Below are 18514 nucleotides of genomic sequence, written 5' to 3'. Positions count from 1 at the left end.
CTTCAATGGACTTCAAAGACTATTACAAGATCCTCGGCGTGGAGCCGACAGCAGACGACAAGGCAATCAAGGCGGCCTATCGCAAGCTGGCGCGCAAATACCACCCCGATGTCAGCAAGGAAAAAGACGCCGAAGAGAAATTTAAGGACGCGTCGGAAGCCTATGAAGCGCTGAAAAGCGCCGACAAACGTGCCGAGTACGACGAGCTGCGTCGTTATGGCCAGCACGGTCAGCCGTTCCAGGGGCCACCGGGCTGGCAGAGCCGTGGCGGCTTTGGTGGCGGCGGTCAGGACACCGGCGACTTCTCGGACTTTTTCAGTTCGATCTTCGGCAATCGCGGCCCCGGTTTCGGTGGCGGTGAAGGTCGGCAACAACGCAGTGCAGGGCGCCGAGGGCAAGACGTGGAAATGGAACTGCCGATCTTCCTCGAGGAGACGCTGTCGAACGAGTCGAAGAAAGTCACCTTCCAGGTGCCGCAATACAACGCCAACGGCCAGCACGTCAGCAACACCACGAAGAGCCTGAACGTGAAGATTCCGGCGGGCGTGACCGACGGCGAGCGTATCCGCCTTAAAGGCCAGGGCGCACCGGGCGCCGGTGGCGGGGCGAATGGCGATCTGTACCTGACCATTCGTTTTGCGCCGCACCCGAAATTCGATGTCGAAGGCGACAACCTGATCATCACGCTGCCGCTGGCACCGTGGGAGCTGGCGCTGGGCACCGAAGTGGCCGTGCCGACCCTGACCGGCAAGATCAACCTCAAGGTGCCGGCCGGCAGTCAGAATGGCCAGCGCATGCGCGCCAAAGGACACGGTCTGAAAAACAAGGCTGGCGAACGCGGTTTCCTGTTTGTGCAGCTCAAAGCGGTGATGCCGAAAGCGTCCGATGACGAGGTCAAAGCGCTGTGGCAGGAACTGGCGAACAAAGCCGCCTTCAATCCGCGAGAGAACTTCTAAATTCGACGACGGAGTAGCCCATCATGAGCAGCCCCCTGATCGTTCAACTGGACCTGGCAGAATTCTGTGAGGCGGCCGATCTGTCGGACGTCTACGTGATCGAAATCGTCGAACACGGCATCCTCGAACCTCAGGGCGCGCAGCCCCGGGAATGGCGCTTCACCGACTACGAACTGGCCCTGGCCAAGCGCGCCGCCAAGTTGCGGCGCGACCTGGAACTGGAGTGGGAGGGCGTCGCGCTGGCGCTGGATCTGCTGGAAGAGGTTCGCGAATTGCGCGCCGAGAACCGCATGTTGCGGCAGCGGTTGGGGCGGCTTGTGGTCGAGTAATTCTGAAGGATGTGTATTGGCTGATCGGGCCTCTTCGCGAGCAGGCTCGCTCCCACATTTGGAATGCATTTCCCTGTGGGAGCGAGCCTGCTCGCGAAGAACGATAACGCGGTATCGTTGATTAAACCCGCCTCGGTAACACTACGCTAAACCGCGTGCCGTCAGCCTCACTCGAGCTGACTTCAATCGTCCCGCCATGGGCATTAACCACTTCCCTGACAATAAACAGGCCCAATCCGAGACTGGTCGAAGGCTGCCCCAGTTCTTCATCGGCGCTGCGCACCAGCGGATCGAAAATTGTCCCTAAGGCATCCTCCGGAATCGGCGTGCCGAAGTTATGCACCGACAGGCACACCGCGTCCGCCTCATCCTGCAGGGTCAGCGTCACCTGTTGCGTGTTCGATCCATGCTGCAGCGCATTGCCGATCAGGTTTTGCAGCAGTTGATCAATGCGCCCCGCGTCCCACACACCTCGGGTATCACCGTCAATGTGCAAAACCGGCGAGCAATTCGGGTTGCCGGCACACGCCTCGGCAATCGCCGCCCGCGCCGCCTCGGCCAGATCCATCGGGGCCGGTTCGATCGGCAGACCTTTACCTAGACGACTGCGCACCAGCTCCAGCAAATCACTGACCATCGCCGCCATGTGCCGGGCGCCGCGCTTGATGTTGTGGGCGCAGGCCAGCGCATCGCCTTCGAGCGTGGCTTTGCGCAACAGTAATTCGGTGGACATGCTCACCGCCTGCAGCGGCGCGCGCAGGTCGTGGCCGAGAATCGCCAGAAAGATGTCCCGCGAACGATTGACCTGTTCTGCGTAGGCCGCCGTCGATTCGGCCAATGCTTCATCGATGGCTTCATTGAAACGAATCATGTCCTGAAAGTAGGTCATGTCCGGTGCTTCGAGGCTGTCGACCCAGCGACGGATCACGCAGGCGCGCAAATGACGAAACTCCGAGGTCATCTGCACCAGATCAAAACCGACAGTGTGGCGCAATTCACCATGGCTGGCGCCGGCCTGATCGAGGCTTGGGGTTTTCTCCGGGCCGTCGCCCTTGGCTTTGGCAGCCTGTTCGTCGGGACTTTGCGGTTTGTTCATGTCACGAGCGGCAGCCAGCAAAATGGCTTTGGCGTGGTCACGCAATCCTTCGGCGTCCATGTACTCGGCAGCGGGCGTGATGGTGGCGGCGAACTGCTCCCACTCCGCGACGATGGGATCCACGTTGCACACGATGAACTCGGAAAGACGCATGAGCGGTTACCTGAGCATGAATCGATGGACGGCGATTCGAATATTAGCCCCTCTGGCGAGAATTACACCCCCGCTGATGCCCGGCTCCCGGGGTATTTTTTTGGGTGCGGTACATATGTATTTTCGGCTCTTCAATTACTGTGCAGTTATGGGTTTTTCAGCGCGTTGTTGAGCAGTATTTTGGTTTTTTGTTTTTTCTTGTCATCCGTAATCTGAGCCCAGGTTACTGGATGACGAGATTGTGAAAATGGATGCTCCAACGAATAATTTGCCGATAAATAATGGCCCGCACCACGCCGTAATAACCGCGCTTATCCCCGATGCGATAACACAAGCGCCGCCCCATCGGCTTCAAGCACTTGAAGCAAATCTGAATGTTGCAGTGTCGTTGGCGTCATGGCCGCTGGCGGGGCGCAAACTTTTGAAACAACAGGTCGATGCACATTGGCGAAATCAGCGTGAAGTCGATTCGACGTTGAATACGCTCCAACAGAACATCGAAGACTTCGCCCGACCTTTGCTGACCCAGGCACTGAAAAACCAGATGAACATTGATCTGGATGTCGACCAGGCGATGCTCAGGCTGTACGTCCCGGACAAAATTATCTTCGGCATCGACCGCGGTGCAACGCGATCTCGACACTCGTCCTTGCTTGCCGCGGCGCTGCATAATTTCGAGCAGGCCGAGACGGTTGCCGGCTACTTTCGCAGCGGCTCCGGTGTGTACGTCGCTGACGCTGATGGCGCACCGGTGCAGCATGCGATTACGGTCGGCGAGTTCGCCAGCCTTTGTCGCTCGCTGGACATCGGCGCGCAGTACCAGCGACATCTCAAGGCATTGTTGCTGCCTGACGAGGCGGACAAGCGATCGACTCTAAGGATGCAATCGGTGGCGGCCGAGAAATCGGCATTTGAAGTGGCTGCGTCGATTGCCGGCATGAACGGCGATCTGAGCATTCATGGTCAAGCGGTCGTCAGCGATGTGCTCAATGGGCAACCCCGCATCAACTTTCACGATCGCCCGCTGCAAACCCATCGCCTGCGGCTGATGGGCATGGAGTTGTCAGGGATTGTACTTTTCAGCGCCGTGGCGGAAAAAAGCGAAACAGAAAAGTTTCTGTTGGGGTTAATCCCGGAAGAGCTTCAGTTCCTGTTCGATTGGTCGAGACGTATCCCCGGGTTAAACGACAACCTGTATGAGAAATATAAAGTTCTAAGTGATGTATTTGCCAATGGGCCGGGCGCTCTGACCGATGAGATTTCACGGCGTAATGATTTCTATGATCAAAGTATTCTGACCGGGCCGTTGATTGCCTACATTCCCGAAGATCCGGTCAAGCCGCTAAAAGAATATGCTTCGCTGACGGTCTTCATGAAAGCGTTGGCGACGCAACTGCTTGGTCAATCGTATCAGCAGTTTTTCAGCAGATTTGTCGCACAAAAAGACCAGCCGAAATTCTTCAGGCGCGTCAATGAGCGTCTCAAGGAAATCACATGGCACCAGCGCGAACCTCTGGACATGGGGCCGTGGTGGCGGGAAACAGCGGTTGAAAATCCCGATGCCGAGCCCATTACCGTGCCGATTCAGGACGATATTTGGGAGCATCTGTTCCTTCGCAAGCGTGACAAGGCGATCAGTGATGCACGCGTGGTCGCGGTGCCTACGGGCGACGAAGACGCGAAAACCCGCTGGAACCGACTGCTCAGTTACCTGGACGTCGGCTGGAACGTTTTCAACTTCGCCGTAATGTTAGTGCCCGGCGTGGGCGAGGTGATGCTCGGCGTGATGGTCGCGCAATTGTTGGCAGAGTTTGCCGAGGGCATCGAAGACTGGAGTCATGGCGACAAAGAAGAGGCTTGCGCGCACATCAACAGCGTCATCCTCAACTTTGCGCAATTGGCGCTGATGAGTGCCGGGCATGTTTTGCCCAAAAGCCCAGTCGCGATCAAACCCTCGCCGTTTATCGACAAGCTCAAAGCAGTTGCTTTGGCAGATGGCAGCAAAAAAATGTGGAACCCTGATCTCGCGCCTTACGAGCACAAGCTCGCGTTGGCTGAGGGAAACTTTGCTGATGAATCGGGTTTGTATCCACATCAAGGCAAGCGGGTTCTGCACCTGGAGGGTAAGCAATATGTGGTGAAAGAAGATCCGCTGAATGGCCGTTTCCGTCTGCAACACCCGACCCGCGCCGACGCTTATGCGCCGACGATTGAACACAATGGTGCGGGTGCCTGGAAAAGCGAAGTGGAGCAGCCCCTCGAATGGGAAAAAACACAACTATTGCGCCGACTCAACCCGCTGGCCGCGACGTTCAGCGAGCCGGCGCTGGAGCGAGTTATAAAGGTCAGCGGCATCGAAGAAGACGTGCTGCGCCGGCTGCATGTAGAGCACGAGCTGCCACCCGCATTGTTGACCGATACTCTGAATCGTTTCGATCTTTACGTCTCGATCAGTCGGTTTGGCGAGCAGATCCGCAGTGGCCATGTCAGCAACCATCTGACCGGTTATTTGCCGGGGTTGGTGACGGAACTCCCGCACTGGCCCGAGACAAAAGCCATCACGCTGAAAGACCCGTTGCCGACTGACCGGGCAGCGGTCACCTATGGCAGTTCCACCGCCACGCCAACCGACACACTGACTATCACTCAAGAAGAATTGCAGACTGGTAGATTTGAAACTCGGGTGCTGGATTTTCTGAGCGAAACGGAAACAGAAGCATTACTTGGCCGTGCCATCTCCACCAACAAGATCGTACGCGTTCAGGCATTGCGCGAAGCATTGGCGCTGCGAGCGAGCAAACGCAGTTCGCGGGTGTTCGAGTCGCAGTACAAAACGTCTGATGTCTCTGCTGATTTCCGTGCGCGCAGGTTGCAAAGCGATTATCCCGACCTGCCGTGCATTGTGATCGAACAAGTGCTCAAGGAGGCGGATCCGCAAAATGTGCGGGTCTTTGAAGAGAGCGGGCAAATTACGCTCAAGCTGCGTCAGCAACTGCGTGCCGCAGGCGGCAGGGTTCGACTGAATCGTGCCTACGAAGGCCTTTATCTCGAACACCTGGAAAATGCCGACAGCCGTCGATTGGCGTTGTGCTCGATGGAGAGCCTGCCGGGCTGGTTGTCAGAGGTGCGCATTGAAGTTCGTGAGCTGTCGTTCACTGGCCCGCTTCAATCCAGCGTTGGAGCGCCGGATGCACCAATCCGCAAAGTATTGATCGTTGATGAGAACGGTCTGTTCAGTGCGCGCGATGACCAGGGGCTGCATTTGCACGGCGCAGAAAATATCTACAGCGCTGTACTGCATGCGTTGCCCGATGCGCAGCGTCAGGCACTGGGTTACGAAATCACTCAGGGTGAATTGCTCAAACAGGCCATTCAGCGTTCACCGCTGAGCCATGCACAGTTCGAGAAAGTTCTGTTGGACAACCCGCTGCGCAAGCCGGCTTACGATCCGGAAAACATGCGCCTGCGTGGCGGCATGCAGGGTTATCCGATGCGCCCTCAAGGGTGGTCGGGTTTCCAGCGGCGCATTGGCTCGTTGTATCCCGCCTTCACCGATGCAGAGGTGGAAACGATGCTCAACAGTTTTGGCGAAAACGTAGTGGGCCAGCGTATTGCGGCGCTCGAGCGCGAGTTCAGTACGTTCAACCTGGCCTTTCAGCGCTGGTTGAATGATATGAGCCTTGCCTACCGTTTCAGCCCCGAAGGCGTGGCGGAGTGGACGTCGCGCAACAAGGTCTACCACCTGCTTCGTCAATGTTGGCAACGTACCGGGCCACTCGGGCCCCCGGCCCCCGGGATCATCCGGGCGCAGGCGTTGAACCTGAACGGCGTGCCAATGGATCGTCATTTACTGCGCATGCCCCGGCTCAGCGCCAGTTTCGACCATGTCACCTCATTGAGCCTGCAAAATGGCCAGCTATTAAGTGATCAGCAAGATTTTCTGGGTAGCTTCCGCCAGTTGCGCGATCTCGATCTGTGGAAGAACCGCTTGAGCGACTTGCCCGAAGTCATCAGCCACATGCCTTACTTGCGTGTGCTGACGCTCTCGGATAACCAGATCGCATTGACGGCCGAAAGTGCTGCGCGGCTGCGGGCGATGAGCCGGTTGCATGTGCTGAAACTGGATGGCAATCCGCTTGGACGGGTGCCGGACATCAGTCAGATGCCGGCGTTGTTGATACTGACGCTGGACAGCACTGGCATCGATACCTGGCCCATCGGCCTGTTTGCCAGACAACGCCCGCGTAACCTGTATCTGGATTTGCGCTTTAACCAGATCAGCGAGCTTCCAGAGGTCGCGCCGGGTTCGGTGTATGCCGAATTGATCGCGCGCACGAATGTCAGTCGTGACGTTTTCCATTTGTCTGCGGAGAATCTCGAAAAGCTCAAACAGTACATTGAGTCTGTCGGGCTCGACCCCGACCGCCCGTATCCGTCGCGGGGTACCATCGACAGCTCGCTCTGGGATGTCGGTATCACCGAGGCGCAATGGAATGCCTATCAGCCATTCTGGGACGAGGTTGAGGACGAGTTCGGCTCGGAACCCTTTTTTAACGAGTTGCGCAAACTGACCGCTTCCGCCGATTTCCGGGCCGCCGATCTCGGCTACAGAACCGACCTTACCGCCAAGGTCTGGCGAATGATCTTCGCCATGAACGAGAACACCCTGCTGCGCGAGAAGATTTTCGCCGAGGCCGTTGCATCCACTACCTGTGCCGATGCCGGCGCGCAGTTTTTCAATGCTATGGGCGTCGAGGTACTGATTCACGAAGCGTACGGGCTGATCAATACCGATCTGGTGGAGGCCGAACTCGTCGCGTTGGCCCGTGGCAAATCACGGCTCGATGAATTGGCTCAGATCGCCCGACAACGGGTGGCGGATCGTTTGAAAGCGGGGGAGACCTTCCGTCGCGAAAACGCTGACGGTGTTACCGGCACCATCGATGAAGTAGAGGTTCATCTGGCCTATATGACCGATCTGGCGGAACGACTGGATTTACCGTGGCAATCACGCGGAATGTTGTTCCGAAAAATCGCCGGGGTCACTGAGCAGATGATCGAGGACGCTTATCAGCGAGTGATCGCCTTGGAGGAAGGTGAACTGCTGGCGCCACGGATTCTTGAACAGCCCTTGTGGCAGCGCTTCCTCAAGCGTACTTATCGCAAAGAGTTCGATGAACTGCTGCTGTCGCTCAAGGATGAGGACGATATGGCGCAATTTGAAGCGTTGCAAACGCTGGAGAAAACCCTGACGCAAAAAGCGATAGATCGGGCGAAGCTGCAGACGGTTTATCCGCCGTTCACGGTGAAACCGTAAACAGGCCTGGAGGCGCGATAACGCCTCCAGGCTTTTTTTTGCTGCTGTGGCTTAAAACAGAAAGTAACGCTGCGCCATCGGCAGCGTTTCCGCCGGTTCACACCATAGCAATACGCCGTCGGCCTTGACCTGATACGTCTGCGGGTCGACGTCGATGTTCGGCAGGTAATCGTTGTGGATCAGATCGGTTTTCTGCACATCGCGACAACCTTTGACCACAGCGATTTTTTTCTTCAAGCCCAGCGCTTCGGGCAACCCGGCGTCGTGTGCAGCCTGGCTGATGAAGGTCAGGCTGGTGGCGTGCAGCGAGCCACCGTAACTGGCGAACATCGGGCGGTAGTGCACCGGTTGCGGCGTCGGAATCGAAGCGTTGGCGTCGCCCATCAAACTGGCGGCAATCGCACCACCCTTGAGAATCAACGTTGGTTTCACGCCGAAAAACGCCGGACGCCAGAGCACCAGGTCGGCCCATTTGCCGACTTCAATCGAGCCGACTTCGTGGCTGATGCCATGGGTGATCGCCGGGTTGATCGTGTACTTGGCGATGTAGCGTTTGGCGCGGAAGTTATCGTTGCCTGCGCCGTCCTGCGGCAGTGGGCCGCGCTGTTTTTTCATTTTGTCGGCGGTCTGCCAGGTGCGCGTGATGACTTCGCCGACGCGGCCCATGGCTTGACTGTCGGAGCTGATCATCGAGAACGCGCCGAGGTCGTGAAGGATGTCTTCGGCGGCAATCGTTTCGCGACGGATGCGGCTTTCGGCGAACGCGACGTCTTCGGCAATGCTCGGGTCGAGGTGGTGGCAGACCATCAACATGTCGAGGTGTTCGTCGATGGTGTTGCGCGTAAACGGTCGGGTCGGGTTGGTCGAGCTCGGCAGCACGTTGGGGAAACCGCAGGCCTTGATGATGTCCGGCGCGTGACCGCCACCGGCACCTTCGGTGTGGTAGGTGTGGATGGTGCGACCCTTGAATGCGCCAAGGGTGGTTTCGACGAAACCGGATTCGTTGAGGGTGTCGGTGTGGATCGCCACCTGCACGTCGAACTGGTCGGCGACGGTCAGGCAGTTGTCGATGCTCGCCGGGGTGGTGCCCCAGTCTTCGTGCAACTTGAGGCCGATGGCGCCGGCCTTGACCTGCTCGATCAGCGGTTCCGGCAGGCTGGCGTTGCCCTTGCCGGTGAGGCCGATGTTCATCGGGAAGGCGTCGGCGGCCTGAAGCATGCGAGCCAGGTGCCAAGGGCCCGATGTGCACGTTGTGGCGTTGGTGCCCGTGGCCGGGCCGGTGCCGCCGCCGATCATGGTGGTAACGCCGCTCATCAGCGCCTCTTCGATTTGCTGTGGGCAGATGAAGTGGATGTGCGTGTCGATGCCACCGGCGGTGAGGATCATGCCTTCACCGGCGATGACTTCGGTGCCGGCGCCGATGGCGATGGTCACGTTGGGCTGCACGTCCGGGTTACCGGCCTTGCCGATCGCGGCGATGCGCCCATCCTTGAGGCCGACGTCGGCTTTGACGATGCCCCAGTGGTCGATGATCAGCGCGTTGGTGATCAGCGTGTCGACGACTTCGGCGGCCAGCAATTGGCTCTGGCCCTGGCCGTCGCGGATGACTTTGCCGCCACCGAATTTCACTTCTTCGCCGTAGGTGGTGAAGTCTTTTTCGACCTCGATCCACAGCTCTGTATCGGCCAGGCGCACCTTGTCGCCGACGGTGGGGCCGAACATGTCGGCGTAGGCTTGACGGGAAATCTTCATGCGGCGTCCTTCAGGAAAATAGTGGTGAGCCATAGACCCTCACCCTAGCCCTCTCCCAGAGGGAGAGGGGACTGTTCGCGGTGGGTCGGCTATCGGTGATCGGCTCCCTCTCCCTCGGGAAAGGGCTGGGGTGAGGGGCAGCGGTGCACGCAGATGTCAGAGATCACCCATGATTCGTCCGGCAAACCCAAACACCCGCCGATGCCCCGCATAATCCACCAACTCAACCTCACGACTCTGCCCCGGCTCAAAACGCACCGCCGTCCCCGCAGGAATATTCAGGCGCATGCCACGGCTGGCTGCGCGGTCAAACGCCAGCGCGTCGTTGGTTTCAAAAAAGTGATAGTGCGACCCCACCTGAATCGGCCGGTCGCCGCTGTTGGCGACTTTCAGGCTGATGGTGCGGCGATCGACGTTGAGTTCGATGTCGCCGGGCTGGATCTGGTACTCGCCAGGAATCATCACTGGGCTCCTTGCAGAATCTTGTAATAGAGGGCGGTCGGCCGATAGGTGCCGTTCGGGTCGCAGGCGTAATCGGGGATGGCACCCGCGCGGGTGTAACCCAATGCCTGATAGAAATTTTCGGCGGGCGAGCCCGCTTCGGTGTCGAGGTAGAGCATGCCGCGCTTGTGCTTCGGCGCTTCGAGTTCCAGCGCGCTCATCAATTGCTGACCGAGGCCGCGACGCCGCGCGTCTTCGCGCACCAGCAGTTTTTGCACCTCGGCGCGGTTCAAACCGTTGGCCTTCTGACACAGACCCAGCTGCACACTGGCCAGCACTTCTTCGTCTTTGACCACCACCCAGAGCAGCACGCTGCCCTTGTTGACGTTGTCCTGAACCTCATCGAAATATGCGCGCGCCTGCACCGCATCGAGGTCGGCCATGAAACCGACGCTGGCGCCATAACCCACTGCGTCGAGCAGCAAATCGATCAGGCCCTGACGGTAGTGGGCAAAACTTTCAGCATTGACGCGGCGCAGTTGGGCGGCGTTCATCGGTGTCACTCCTTGATGGTTTCAGGCGGCTCCGCGCCAGGATTGAGGGTCAGTTGCATGAATGTCAGGTCGAGCCAGCGACCGAACTTGGTGCCGACTTGCGGCATCTGCCCGGTGGTGATGAATCCGGCGCGCTCGTGCAGACGAATCGAAGCAGCGTTGCCGCTTTCGATGGCGGCGACCATCACGTGCTTGTCGCAGGTCTTCGCCCGTTCGATCAGCACAGTCATCAGTTGCGGGCCGAGGCCGTTGCCGCGTTGGTCGCTGCGCACATACACCGAGTGCTCGACGGTGTGGCGGAAACCGTCGAACGGCCGCCAGTCACCGAACGAAGCGTAGCCGAGCACAGTGTTGTCGGCGTCGACGATCACCAGAATCGGATAGGCCTGTGCCTGACGCGCGCTGAACCACGCCTGGCGGTTGCCGAGGTCGACGGCTTGTTCATTCCAGATCGCCGTGGTGTTGAGCACGGCGTCGTTGTAGATGTCGCGGATCGCCGGCAGATCGGCGTGAACGGCGTCGCGAATGGAGTAAGTCATGGCGCGGCCTCAGACGATCGGTTGGTGGACGGTGACCAGTTTGGTGCCGTCGGGGAACGTCGCTTCGACCTGAATCTCCGGGATCATTTCCGGGATGCCTTCCATCACTTGTTCGCGGCTGAGCAGGGTAGTGCCGAAGTGCATCAACTCGGCCACTGTCCGACCGTCACGCGCGCCTTCGAGCAGCGCAGCGGAGATGTAGGCCATGGCTTCCGGGTAATTGAGTTTCACGCCGCGCGCCAAACGCCGCTCGGCGACGAGGCCGGCGGTGAAGATCAGCAGCTTGTCTTTTTCGCGTGGGGTCAGGTCCATTGTGGGAATCCAATATCGGCAGTTAAAAATGATGTCGTACACCCTGCAGGAGCTGCCGAAGGCTGCGATCTTTTGATCTTGATCTTTAAAAACAAGATCAAAAGATCGCAGCCTGCGGCAGCTCCTACAGGGGAATGCATTTCAGGTGTTCCAGATTCGGGGTGGCTGGGCTTCGCGGTCCAGCAGCACCGGGCGTAGCAAGCGCCATAAATCGATCAGCCACGCACGGGCGAGCAATGCTTCGTTAGCCAGACACCGAGCCACCAACAGGCCGGGCAATTGCGTCAAATCCCCGCGCACGTCATGCCCCAGCGAACGACAACGCTCCAGCAATTCAGCATCAATCTCACCGGTGACCAACAACGTCGCAAACACCGGATGACCATCCAGCCCGATCGGCGAATCAAGCAAACCGTCGTCACCGACAATGCGCTGGCGCTCATGCCAGAGCAATCGGCCGTCGCGGCGGATATCCAGATGCGCCTGAAAATGCCCGCGATCAAAACGCTCGCCACTGGCCGGACGACCCAACGCCACCACGTCCCAATAAAACAACCGCGCGTCACCTTCAAGATCAATCGAAGTGCTCAGTTCAGCCTGGGCGGCGCTGTAGACGATGGTTTCCTGCGGCAGCCATTCCAGCGTCGCGCCGGCCGCCACTTTAAAGTCGAGTTTCTGATAAGCCGGGCCACCGGCGCGATACCACTTGGCCGCGCCTGGGCTGGTGATCTGCGCCCAGGCCTGTTGCTCGATGCGCACGCTGATGTCGAGGCGATCACCGCCAGCAATCCCGCCTGGCGGGTGGACGATGATGTGCTGGCAGACCTCGGGGCCTTCGGCGTACAGGTGCTTTTGCACGCGCAGCGGGCCGAGGTGCCGGCGCTGAACCGGACGTGTGCAATCGCCGAAACGGGCGTAAGCGAGTTCCAGCTCGGCGTGCCAGCTCGGGGTAAACAGGGCAGGTGAAACAGTCGAATTCATGGTTTGTAATTATCGTTAGGAAGCTACAGATTAGATCGTTGCCTTAGATCGTGACCAGCCCGCGCACGCCTTCGGCCTCCATATTTTCGCCGCGACCCTGCTGCACGATCTCGCCCCGGGACATCACCAGGTACTGATCGGCCAGCTCCGCCGCGAAGTCGTAGAACTGCTCGACCAGCAAAATCGCCATGTCGCCGCGCGCCGCGAGTTTCTTGATCACCGCGCCGATCTCCTTGATCACCGAGGGTTGAATGCCTTCGGTGGGCTCATCGAGGATCAGTAAACGCGGACGGCTGGCCAATGCGCGACCAATCGCCAATTGCTGTTGCTGACCGCCGGAGAGGTCACCGCCGCGACGCTGCTTCATTTGTAGCAGCACCGGGAACAATTCATAAATGAAACTTGGCACTTCTTTGGCTTCACTGCCGGGAAACCGCGACAGGCCCATCAACAGATTTTCCTCAACGGTCAGGCGGCCGAAGATTTCCCGACCTTGCGGCACGTAAGCGATTCCGGCGTGAACGCGTTGATGCGGCTTGAACGTGGTGATCGGTTTGCCTTCCCAATTCACTGCGCCTTCTTTGGCGGGCAGCAGGCCCATCAGGCATTTGAGCAGGGTGGTTTTGCCGACGCCGTTGCGCCCGAGCAGGCAGGTGACTTCGCCGACTTTCACGTCGAACGAGAGACCGCGCAGGATGTGGCTACCGCCGTAGTACTGGTGCAGCTTGTCGACTTGCAGCATGTCCAAAATCTCCCCGGTGATCGTTCCCACGCTCTGCGTGGGAACGCATCCCGTGACGCTCCGCGTCACATAACGGCGGACGCAGAGCGTCCATGGCGGCATTCCCACGCAGAGCGTGGGAACGATCTATTCGCAAACCTTAGCGGCCGAGGTAAACCTCGATCACGCGCTCGTTTTCCTGCACTTGCTCAAGCGAGCCTTCCGCCAGCACGCTGCCCTGGTGCAACACGGTCACATGGTCAGCAATCGAGCCGACAAACCCCATGTCATGCTCCACCACCATCAGCGAATGCTTGCCCGCCAGACTCTTGAACAACTCAGCGGTAAACTCGGTTTCCGCATCGGTCATCCCCGCCACCGGCTCATCGAGCAGGAGCAATTGCGGATCCTGCATCAGCAACATGCCGATCTCGAGAAACTGCTTCTGCCCGTGGGACAACAACCCTGCCGGGCGATTGACCGAGGTGGTCAGGCGAATCGTCTCCAGCACTTCGCTGATGCGATCCTTCTGCTCACCACTTAACCGCGCACGCAAACTGGCCCAGACCGACTTGTCGGTTTTCTGCGCCAGTTCAAGGTTTTCAAACACGCTCAAAGCCTCGAACACTGTCGGCTTCTGAAACTTGCGACCGATGCCGGCCTGAGCGATTTGCACTTCGCTCATTTGTGTCAGATCCAGCGTTTCGCCAAACCACGCCTTGCCGTGACTCGGGCGAGTCTTGCCGGTGATCACGTCCATCAGCGTGGTCTTGCCCGCACCGTTGGGGCCGATGATGCAGCGCAACTCGCCGACGCCGATGTACAGATTCAGATTGTTCAGTGCGCGAAAGCCATCGAAGCTGACGCTGATGTCTTCCAGTGTGAGGATGGTGCCGTGACGCGTGTCGAGGCCCGGGCCGACGCGTTGACCGAGGCCGATCGAGTCGCGGCTGGTGCCGGCGTCCTTGTTCGGTTCGACGGGAAAAAAGGCTGGTTCCAACATGAATTCAGCGCTCGCTGTGACTCTCATTGTTCACCTCGTTTCTTCAGCAGGCCGATTACGCCTTTGGGCAGGTACAGCGTCACGACGATGAACAACGCGCCGAGGAAGAACAGCCAGTATTCCGGGAACGCCACGGTGAACCAGCTCTTCATGCCGTTGACCACCCCGGCACCGAGCAACGGGCCGATCAGTGTGCCGCGCCCGCCAAGGGCAACCCAAACCGCCGCTTCAATCGAGTTGGTCGGCGACATTTCGCTCGGGTTGATGATCCCGACTTGCGGCACATACAACGCACCGGCCAGACCACACAACACCGCACTCAACACCCACACGAACAACTTGAAACCGCGCGGGTCGTAGCCACAGAACATCAAGCGGTTTTCCGCATCACGCAATGCCGTCAGCACGCGGCCAAACTTGCTCTGCGCCAGGCGCCAGCCGATGAACAGGCTCGCCACCAGCAGCAACACCGTGGCCAGAAACAGCACCGCGCGGGTGCCCGGTTCAGTGATGCCGAAACCGAGAATCGTGCGGAAATTGGTGAAACCATTGTTGCCGCCGAACCCGGTCTCGTTGCGGAAAAACAGGAGCATGCCGGCGAAGGTCAGGGCCTGGGTCATGATCGAGAAATACACGCCTTTGATCCGCGAACGGAAGGCGAAGAAACCGAACACCAGCGCCAGCAAACCCGGCGCCAACACCACCAGACACATCGCCCAGACGAAGCTGCTGGTGCCGGTCCAGTACCACGGCAATTCGCTCCACGACAGGAAGGTCATGAACGCCGGCAGACCATCGCCGGCAGCCTGACGCATCAGGTACATGCCCATCGCATAACCGCCAAGGGCGAAGAACAGACCGTGGCCTAGCGAGAGCAAACCGGCGTAACCCCAGACCAGATCCAGTGCCAGCGCGACGATGGCGTAACAGAGGATTTTGCCGACCAGCGTCAGCGTGTACGCCGAGATGTGCAGCGCATTGTCGGGCGACAACAACGACAGCAGCGGCAGGGCGATCAGCAGGGCGAGGATTACCGCACCGATGGCAATGGTGACTTTCGGCCCGGCCTTTTGCGTGGCCGTGACTAACAGAGGCTGGTTCATCAGTCGATCACCCGTCCTTTCAGTGCGAAGAGGCCTTGCGGACGTTTCTGGATAAACAGAATGATCAGCGCGAGGATCAGGATCTTGCCGAGCACCGCACCGATCTGCGGTTCGAGAATCTTGTTGGCGATGCCCAGGCCGAATGCTGCGAGCACGCTGCCGGCCAATTGGCCAACGCCGCCGAGCACCACCACCAGGAACGAGTCGATGATGTAGCTCTGACCGAGGTCGGGGCCGACGTTGCCGATCTGGCTCAGCGCCACGCCGCCGAGGCCGGCGATGCCCGAGCCGAGACCGAAAGCGAGCATGTCGACACGACCGGTCGGCACGCCGCAGCAAGCCGCCATGTTGCGGTTCTGGGTGACGGCGCGAACGTTGAGACCGAGGCGGGTTTTGTTCAGCAGCAGCCACGTCAGCACCACCACGAACAGTGCGAAAGCGATAATGACGATGCGGTTGTACGGCAGCACCAGATTCGGCAGCACTTGAATACCGCCGGACAGCCACGCCGGGTTGGCGACTTCAACGTTCTGCGCGCCGAACAACAGGCGCACCAGTTGAATCAGCATCAGGCTGATGCCCCACGTGGCGAGCAATGTTTCCAGTGGGCGGCCGTAGAGGTGACGAATCACCGTGCGCTCCAGTGCCATGCCGATTGCGGCGGTAACGAAGAACGCCACCGGCAATGCGATCAACGGATAAAACTCGATGGCTTGCGGTGCGTAGCGCTGGAACATCAACTGCACCACGTAGGTCGAGTAGGCGCCGAGCATCAACATCTCGCCGTGGGCCATGTTGATCACGCCGAGAAGGCCGAAGGTGATGGCCAGACCGAGCGCGGCCAACAACAGAATCGAACCGAGGGACATGCCGCTGAAGGCCTGACCGAGGATCTCGCCGATCAGCAGTTTGCGTTTGACCTGGGCAAGGCTGGTTTCGGCGGCGGTGCGCACCGTGGCATCAGCTTCGACGCCGGGTTCGAGCAAACCTTCGAGGCGCGTACGGGCCAGTGGATCGCCGGTTTCGCCGAGCAATCGCACGGCGGCGAGGCGCACGGCGGGGTCAGTGTCGACCAGTTGCAGATTGGCCAGCGCCAGGCTCAGGGCGGCGTGGACGCTGTCATCTTTTTCGCCAGCGAGTTGCTGGTCGAGGAATTTCAGCTGCGCGGGTTTCGCGCTTTTCTGCAATTGCTGCGCGGCAGTCAGACGGATTTTGGCGTCGGCGGCGAGCAATTGATGGCTGGCCATCGCGGTGTCGATCAGACCTCGCAGGCGATTGTTCAACCGCAGGGTTTTTGGCTGGCCATCGATGGTCAACTCGCCTTGTTGCAGGGCGTTGATCAGTTCGATACGCGCCGGATCGGGCTGCGCGGCCCAGGTTTCGAGGAGCTTGGCCTGTTGCACGGGATTGGCCGCGACGAAGTCTTCGGCATCGCCGGCGTGGGCCAGCATTGGCAGCAACAGTGCGATGGCGAGAAGCAAGCGGTGTATGGCAGTGCGCATATGCGTGGCCTTGCGTAGTGATCGTTCCCACGCTCCGCGTGGGAATGCAGCCCGGGACGCTCCGCGTCCCCAAAGCGGACGCAGAGCGTCCGTTGAGGCATGCCCACGCAGAGCGTGGGAACGATCAGGTTGAGCGGGATAACTCAGTTGCTCTTCACCGCATAATCCGGCTTCTTGTCGTTGCCCTGAATGAACGGGCTCCACGGTTGCGCACGGATCGGCCCTTCGGTCTGCCACACGACGTTGAACTGACCATCGGCCTGAATCTCGCCGATCATCACCGGTTTGTGCAGGTGGTGGTTGGTCTTGTCCATGGTCAGCGTGTAGCCCGATGGCGCCGCAAAGGTCTGCCCGGCCAGCGCTTCACGTACTTTGTCGACGTCAGTGGATTTGGCTTTCTCAACCGCCTGAGCCCACATGTGGATACCGACGTAAGTGGCTTCCATCGGGTCGTTGGTCACGGCTTTGTCCGCGCCCGGCAGGTTGTGTTTCTTCGCGTAGGCTTTCCAGTCAGCGACGAATTTCTTGTTCGCCGGGTTCTCGACGGATTCGAAGTAGTTCCACGCCGCGAGGTTGCCCACCAGTGGTTTGGTGTCGATGCCGCGCAGTTCTTCTTCGCCGACCGAGAACGCCACGACTGGTACGTCGGTGGCTTTCAAACCCTGGTTGGCCAGTTCTTTATAGAACGGCACGTTGGAGTCGCCGTTGACGGTCGAGATGACCGCAGTCTTGCCACCGGCCGAGAATTTTTTGATGTTGGCGACGATGGTTTGATAGTCGCTGTGACCGAACGGCGTGTAGACCTCTTCGATGTCCTTGTCGGCCACACCTTTGGAATGCAGGAACGAACGGAGGATTTTGTTGGTGGTGCGCGGGTAGACGTAGTCGGTGCCGAGCAGGAAGTAGCGCTTGGCGCTGCCGCCTTCTTCGCTCATCAAATATTCCACCGCCGGGATCGCTTGCTGGTTCGGCGCGGCGCCGGTGTAGAAGACGTTCGGCGACATCTCTTCGCCTTCGTATTGCACCGGGTAGAACAGCAGACCGTTGAGCTCTTCGAACACCGGCAACACCGATTTACGTGACACGGAAGTCCAGCAGCCGAACACCACGGCGACCTTGTCCTGGGTCAGCAACTGCCGGCCTTTCTCGGCGAACAGCGGCCAGTTCGATGCCGGGTCAACCACGACCGGCTCAAGCATCTTGCCGTTGACGCCGCCCTTGGCGTTGATCTCGTCGATGGTCATTAGCGCCATGTCTTTGAGCGACGTTTCGGAGATCGCCATGGTGCCGGACAACGAATGCAGAATCCCGACCTTGATGGTCTCGGCGGCCTGGACAGTCCAGGTCATGCCCATCGCGGCAATCGATGCCGTGAGTGTGAAAGCCTTGATCAAACTGCGACGCTTCATTGTGCGATCTCCATGAACATTTGAAGTTTTTTTGGTTGGCAGATGCGGACGACTGAAGGCTGTTTTGCAAGGGCTGTGCCCGGTCGGGTTCAGGCAGGAAAATGTCGTGTTAGAGCGCTTGCGCGGTTTTGCGCTGCACCACGAAGGGACGCGCAGGGCGCGTTGGTGCATGCGGTCGCGCCACTTTGGGGCGCGAAAAATCATGTGTAGGAGCTGCCGAAGGCTGCGATCTTTTGATCTTGCTCTTGATCGTTCCCACGCTCTGCGTGGGAATGCAGCCGTGGACGCTCCGCGTCCAAAGATCAAAAGATCGCAGCCTTCGGCAGCTCCTACAGGGAGGAGAAAT

At 59.3% G+C, this 18514-nt stretch carries 15 protein-coding genes; 3 read left to right on the top strand and 12 right to left on the bottom strand.

Going from position 1 to position 18514, the window contains the following annotated elements; genetic code table 11:
* The first annotated feature begins 5 nt into the window (after positions 1-5).
* Together ACP3TY_RS22470 and ACP3TY_RS22465 are read left to right on the top strand one after the other, a co-directional pair.
* On the top strand, positions 6-956 hold the full coding sequence (locus ACP3TY_RS22470; protein WP_053116833.1) for a DnaJ C-terminal domain-containing protein: 951 nt from the start codon (positions 6-8) through the stop codon (positions 954-956).
* A 23-nt stretch (positions 957-979) separates the two neighbouring features.
* Positions 980-1285, top strand: a complete 306-nt coding sequence (locus tag ACP3TY_RS22465; RefSeq protein ID WP_016984795.1) for a chaperone modulator CbpM — start codon at positions 980-982, stop codon at positions 1283-1285.
* A 121-nt stretch (positions 1286-1406) separates the two neighbouring features.
* Here the strand turns inward: ACP3TY_RS22465 and ACP3TY_RS22460 are convergent, their stop codons facing one another.
* The gene (locus ACP3TY_RS22460) at positions 1407-2534 is read right to left on the bottom strand and encodes a sensor histidine kinase (RefSeq protein ID WP_426618520.1); all 1128 of its coding nucleotides are present in this window, start codon (positions 2532-2534) and stop codon (positions 1407-1409) included.
* Between the two features lie 382 nt (positions 2535-2916).
* Between ACP3TY_RS22460 and ACP3TY_RS22455 the strand changes: the two genes are divergently transcribed.
* Positions 2917-7851, top strand: a complete 4935-nt coding sequence (locus ACP3TY_RS22455; RefSeq protein ID WP_426618519.1) for a dermonecrotic toxin domain-containing protein — start codon at positions 2917-2919, stop codon at positions 7849-7851.
* 51 nt (positions 7852-7902) lie between these two features.
* Here the strand turns inward: ACP3TY_RS22455 and ureC are convergent, their stop codons facing one another.
* The 11 genes from ureC to urtA all read right to left on the bottom strand — a co-directional run bounded on the left by ureC (position 7903) and on the right by urtA (position 18168).
* A complete protein-coding gene (gene ureC / locus ACP3TY_RS22450) occupies positions 7903-9603 on the bottom strand; it encodes an urease subunit alpha (RefSeq protein ID WP_053116837.1) in 1701 nt (566 codons plus the stop codon).
* 156 nt (positions 9604-9759) lie between these two features.
* Positions 9760-10065, bottom strand: coding sequence for an urease subunit beta (locus ACP3TY_RS22445; protein WP_212544928.1), 306 nt, complete (start codon positions 10063-10065; stop codon positions 9760-9762).
* Complete coding sequence (locus ACP3TY_RS22440; RefSeq protein ID WP_053116839.1) at positions 10065-10598, bottom strand: GNAT family N-acetyltransferase; 534 nt, start codon at positions 10596-10598, stop codon at positions 10065-10067. The genes ACP3TY_RS22445 and ACP3TY_RS22440 overlap by 1 nt, the downstream gene beginning before the upstream one ends.
* Positions 10599-10603: 5 nt before the next feature.
* Positions 10604-11137: a GNAT family N-acetyltransferase gene (locus tag ACP3TY_RS22435; protein WP_053116840.1), complete on the bottom strand. Its 534-nt coding sequence runs from the start codon at positions 11135-11137 to the stop codon at positions 10604-10606.
* 9 nt (positions 11138-11146) lie between these two features.
* On the bottom strand, positions 11147-11449 hold the full coding sequence (gene ureA, locus ACP3TY_RS22430) for an urease subunit gamma (protein WP_008085431.1): 303 nt from the start codon (positions 11447-11449) through the stop codon (positions 11147-11149).
* A 141-nt stretch (positions 11450-11590) separates the two neighbouring features.
* Positions 11591-12430, bottom strand: coding sequence for an urease accessory protein UreD (locus ACP3TY_RS22425; protein ID WP_426618518.1), 840 nt, complete (start codon positions 12428-12430; stop codon positions 11591-11593).
* Positions 12431-12473: 43 nt separating this feature from the next.
* Positions 12474-13172 (bottom strand): urea ABC transporter ATP-binding subunit UrtE, encoded by a 699-nt coding sequence (urtE, locus tag ACP3TY_RS22420; RefSeq protein ID WP_053116875.1) that lies wholly within the window; start codon positions 13170-13172, stop codon positions 12474-12476.
* A gap of 139 nt (positions 13173-13311) precedes the next feature.
* Positions 13312-14181 carry an urea ABC transporter ATP-binding protein UrtD gene (gene urtD / locus ACP3TY_RS22415; protein WP_008078129.1) on the bottom strand — a complete coding sequence of 290 codons (870 nt, stop codon included), beginning with the start codon at positions 14179-14181 and terminating at the stop codon, positions 13312-13314.
* Positions 14178-15257, bottom strand: a complete 1080-nt coding sequence (gene urtC, locus ACP3TY_RS22410) for an urea ABC transporter permease subunit UrtC (protein WP_159813567.1) — start codon at positions 15255-15257, stop codon at positions 14178-14180. The genes urtD and urtC overlap by 4 nt, the downstream gene beginning before the upstream one ends.
* Positions 15257-16759, bottom strand: coding sequence for an urea ABC transporter permease subunit UrtB (urtB, locus tag ACP3TY_RS22405; RefSeq protein ID WP_159813565.1), 1503 nt, complete (start codon positions 16757-16759; stop codon positions 15257-15259). Before urtB ends, urtC begins: the two co-directional genes overlap by 1 nt.
* Before the next feature lie 143 nt (positions 16760-16902).
* Positions 16903-18168 (bottom strand): urea ABC transporter substrate-binding protein, encoded by a 1266-nt coding sequence (gene urtA / locus ACP3TY_RS22400; RefSeq protein WP_053116878.1) that lies wholly within the window; start codon positions 18166-18168, stop codon positions 16903-16905.
* Between the last annotated feature and the right edge of the window lie 346 nt (positions 18169-18514).

It is taken from the genome of Pseudomonas rustica (genome assembly GCF_049959085.1).
GTDB lineage: Bacteria > Pseudomonadota > Gammaproteobacteria > Pseudomonadales > Pseudomonadaceae > Aquipseudomonas > Aquipseudomonas rustica.
Note: the sequence above shows the minus strand (reverse complement) of the source record. Positions and strands in the feature narration are given on the sequence as shown.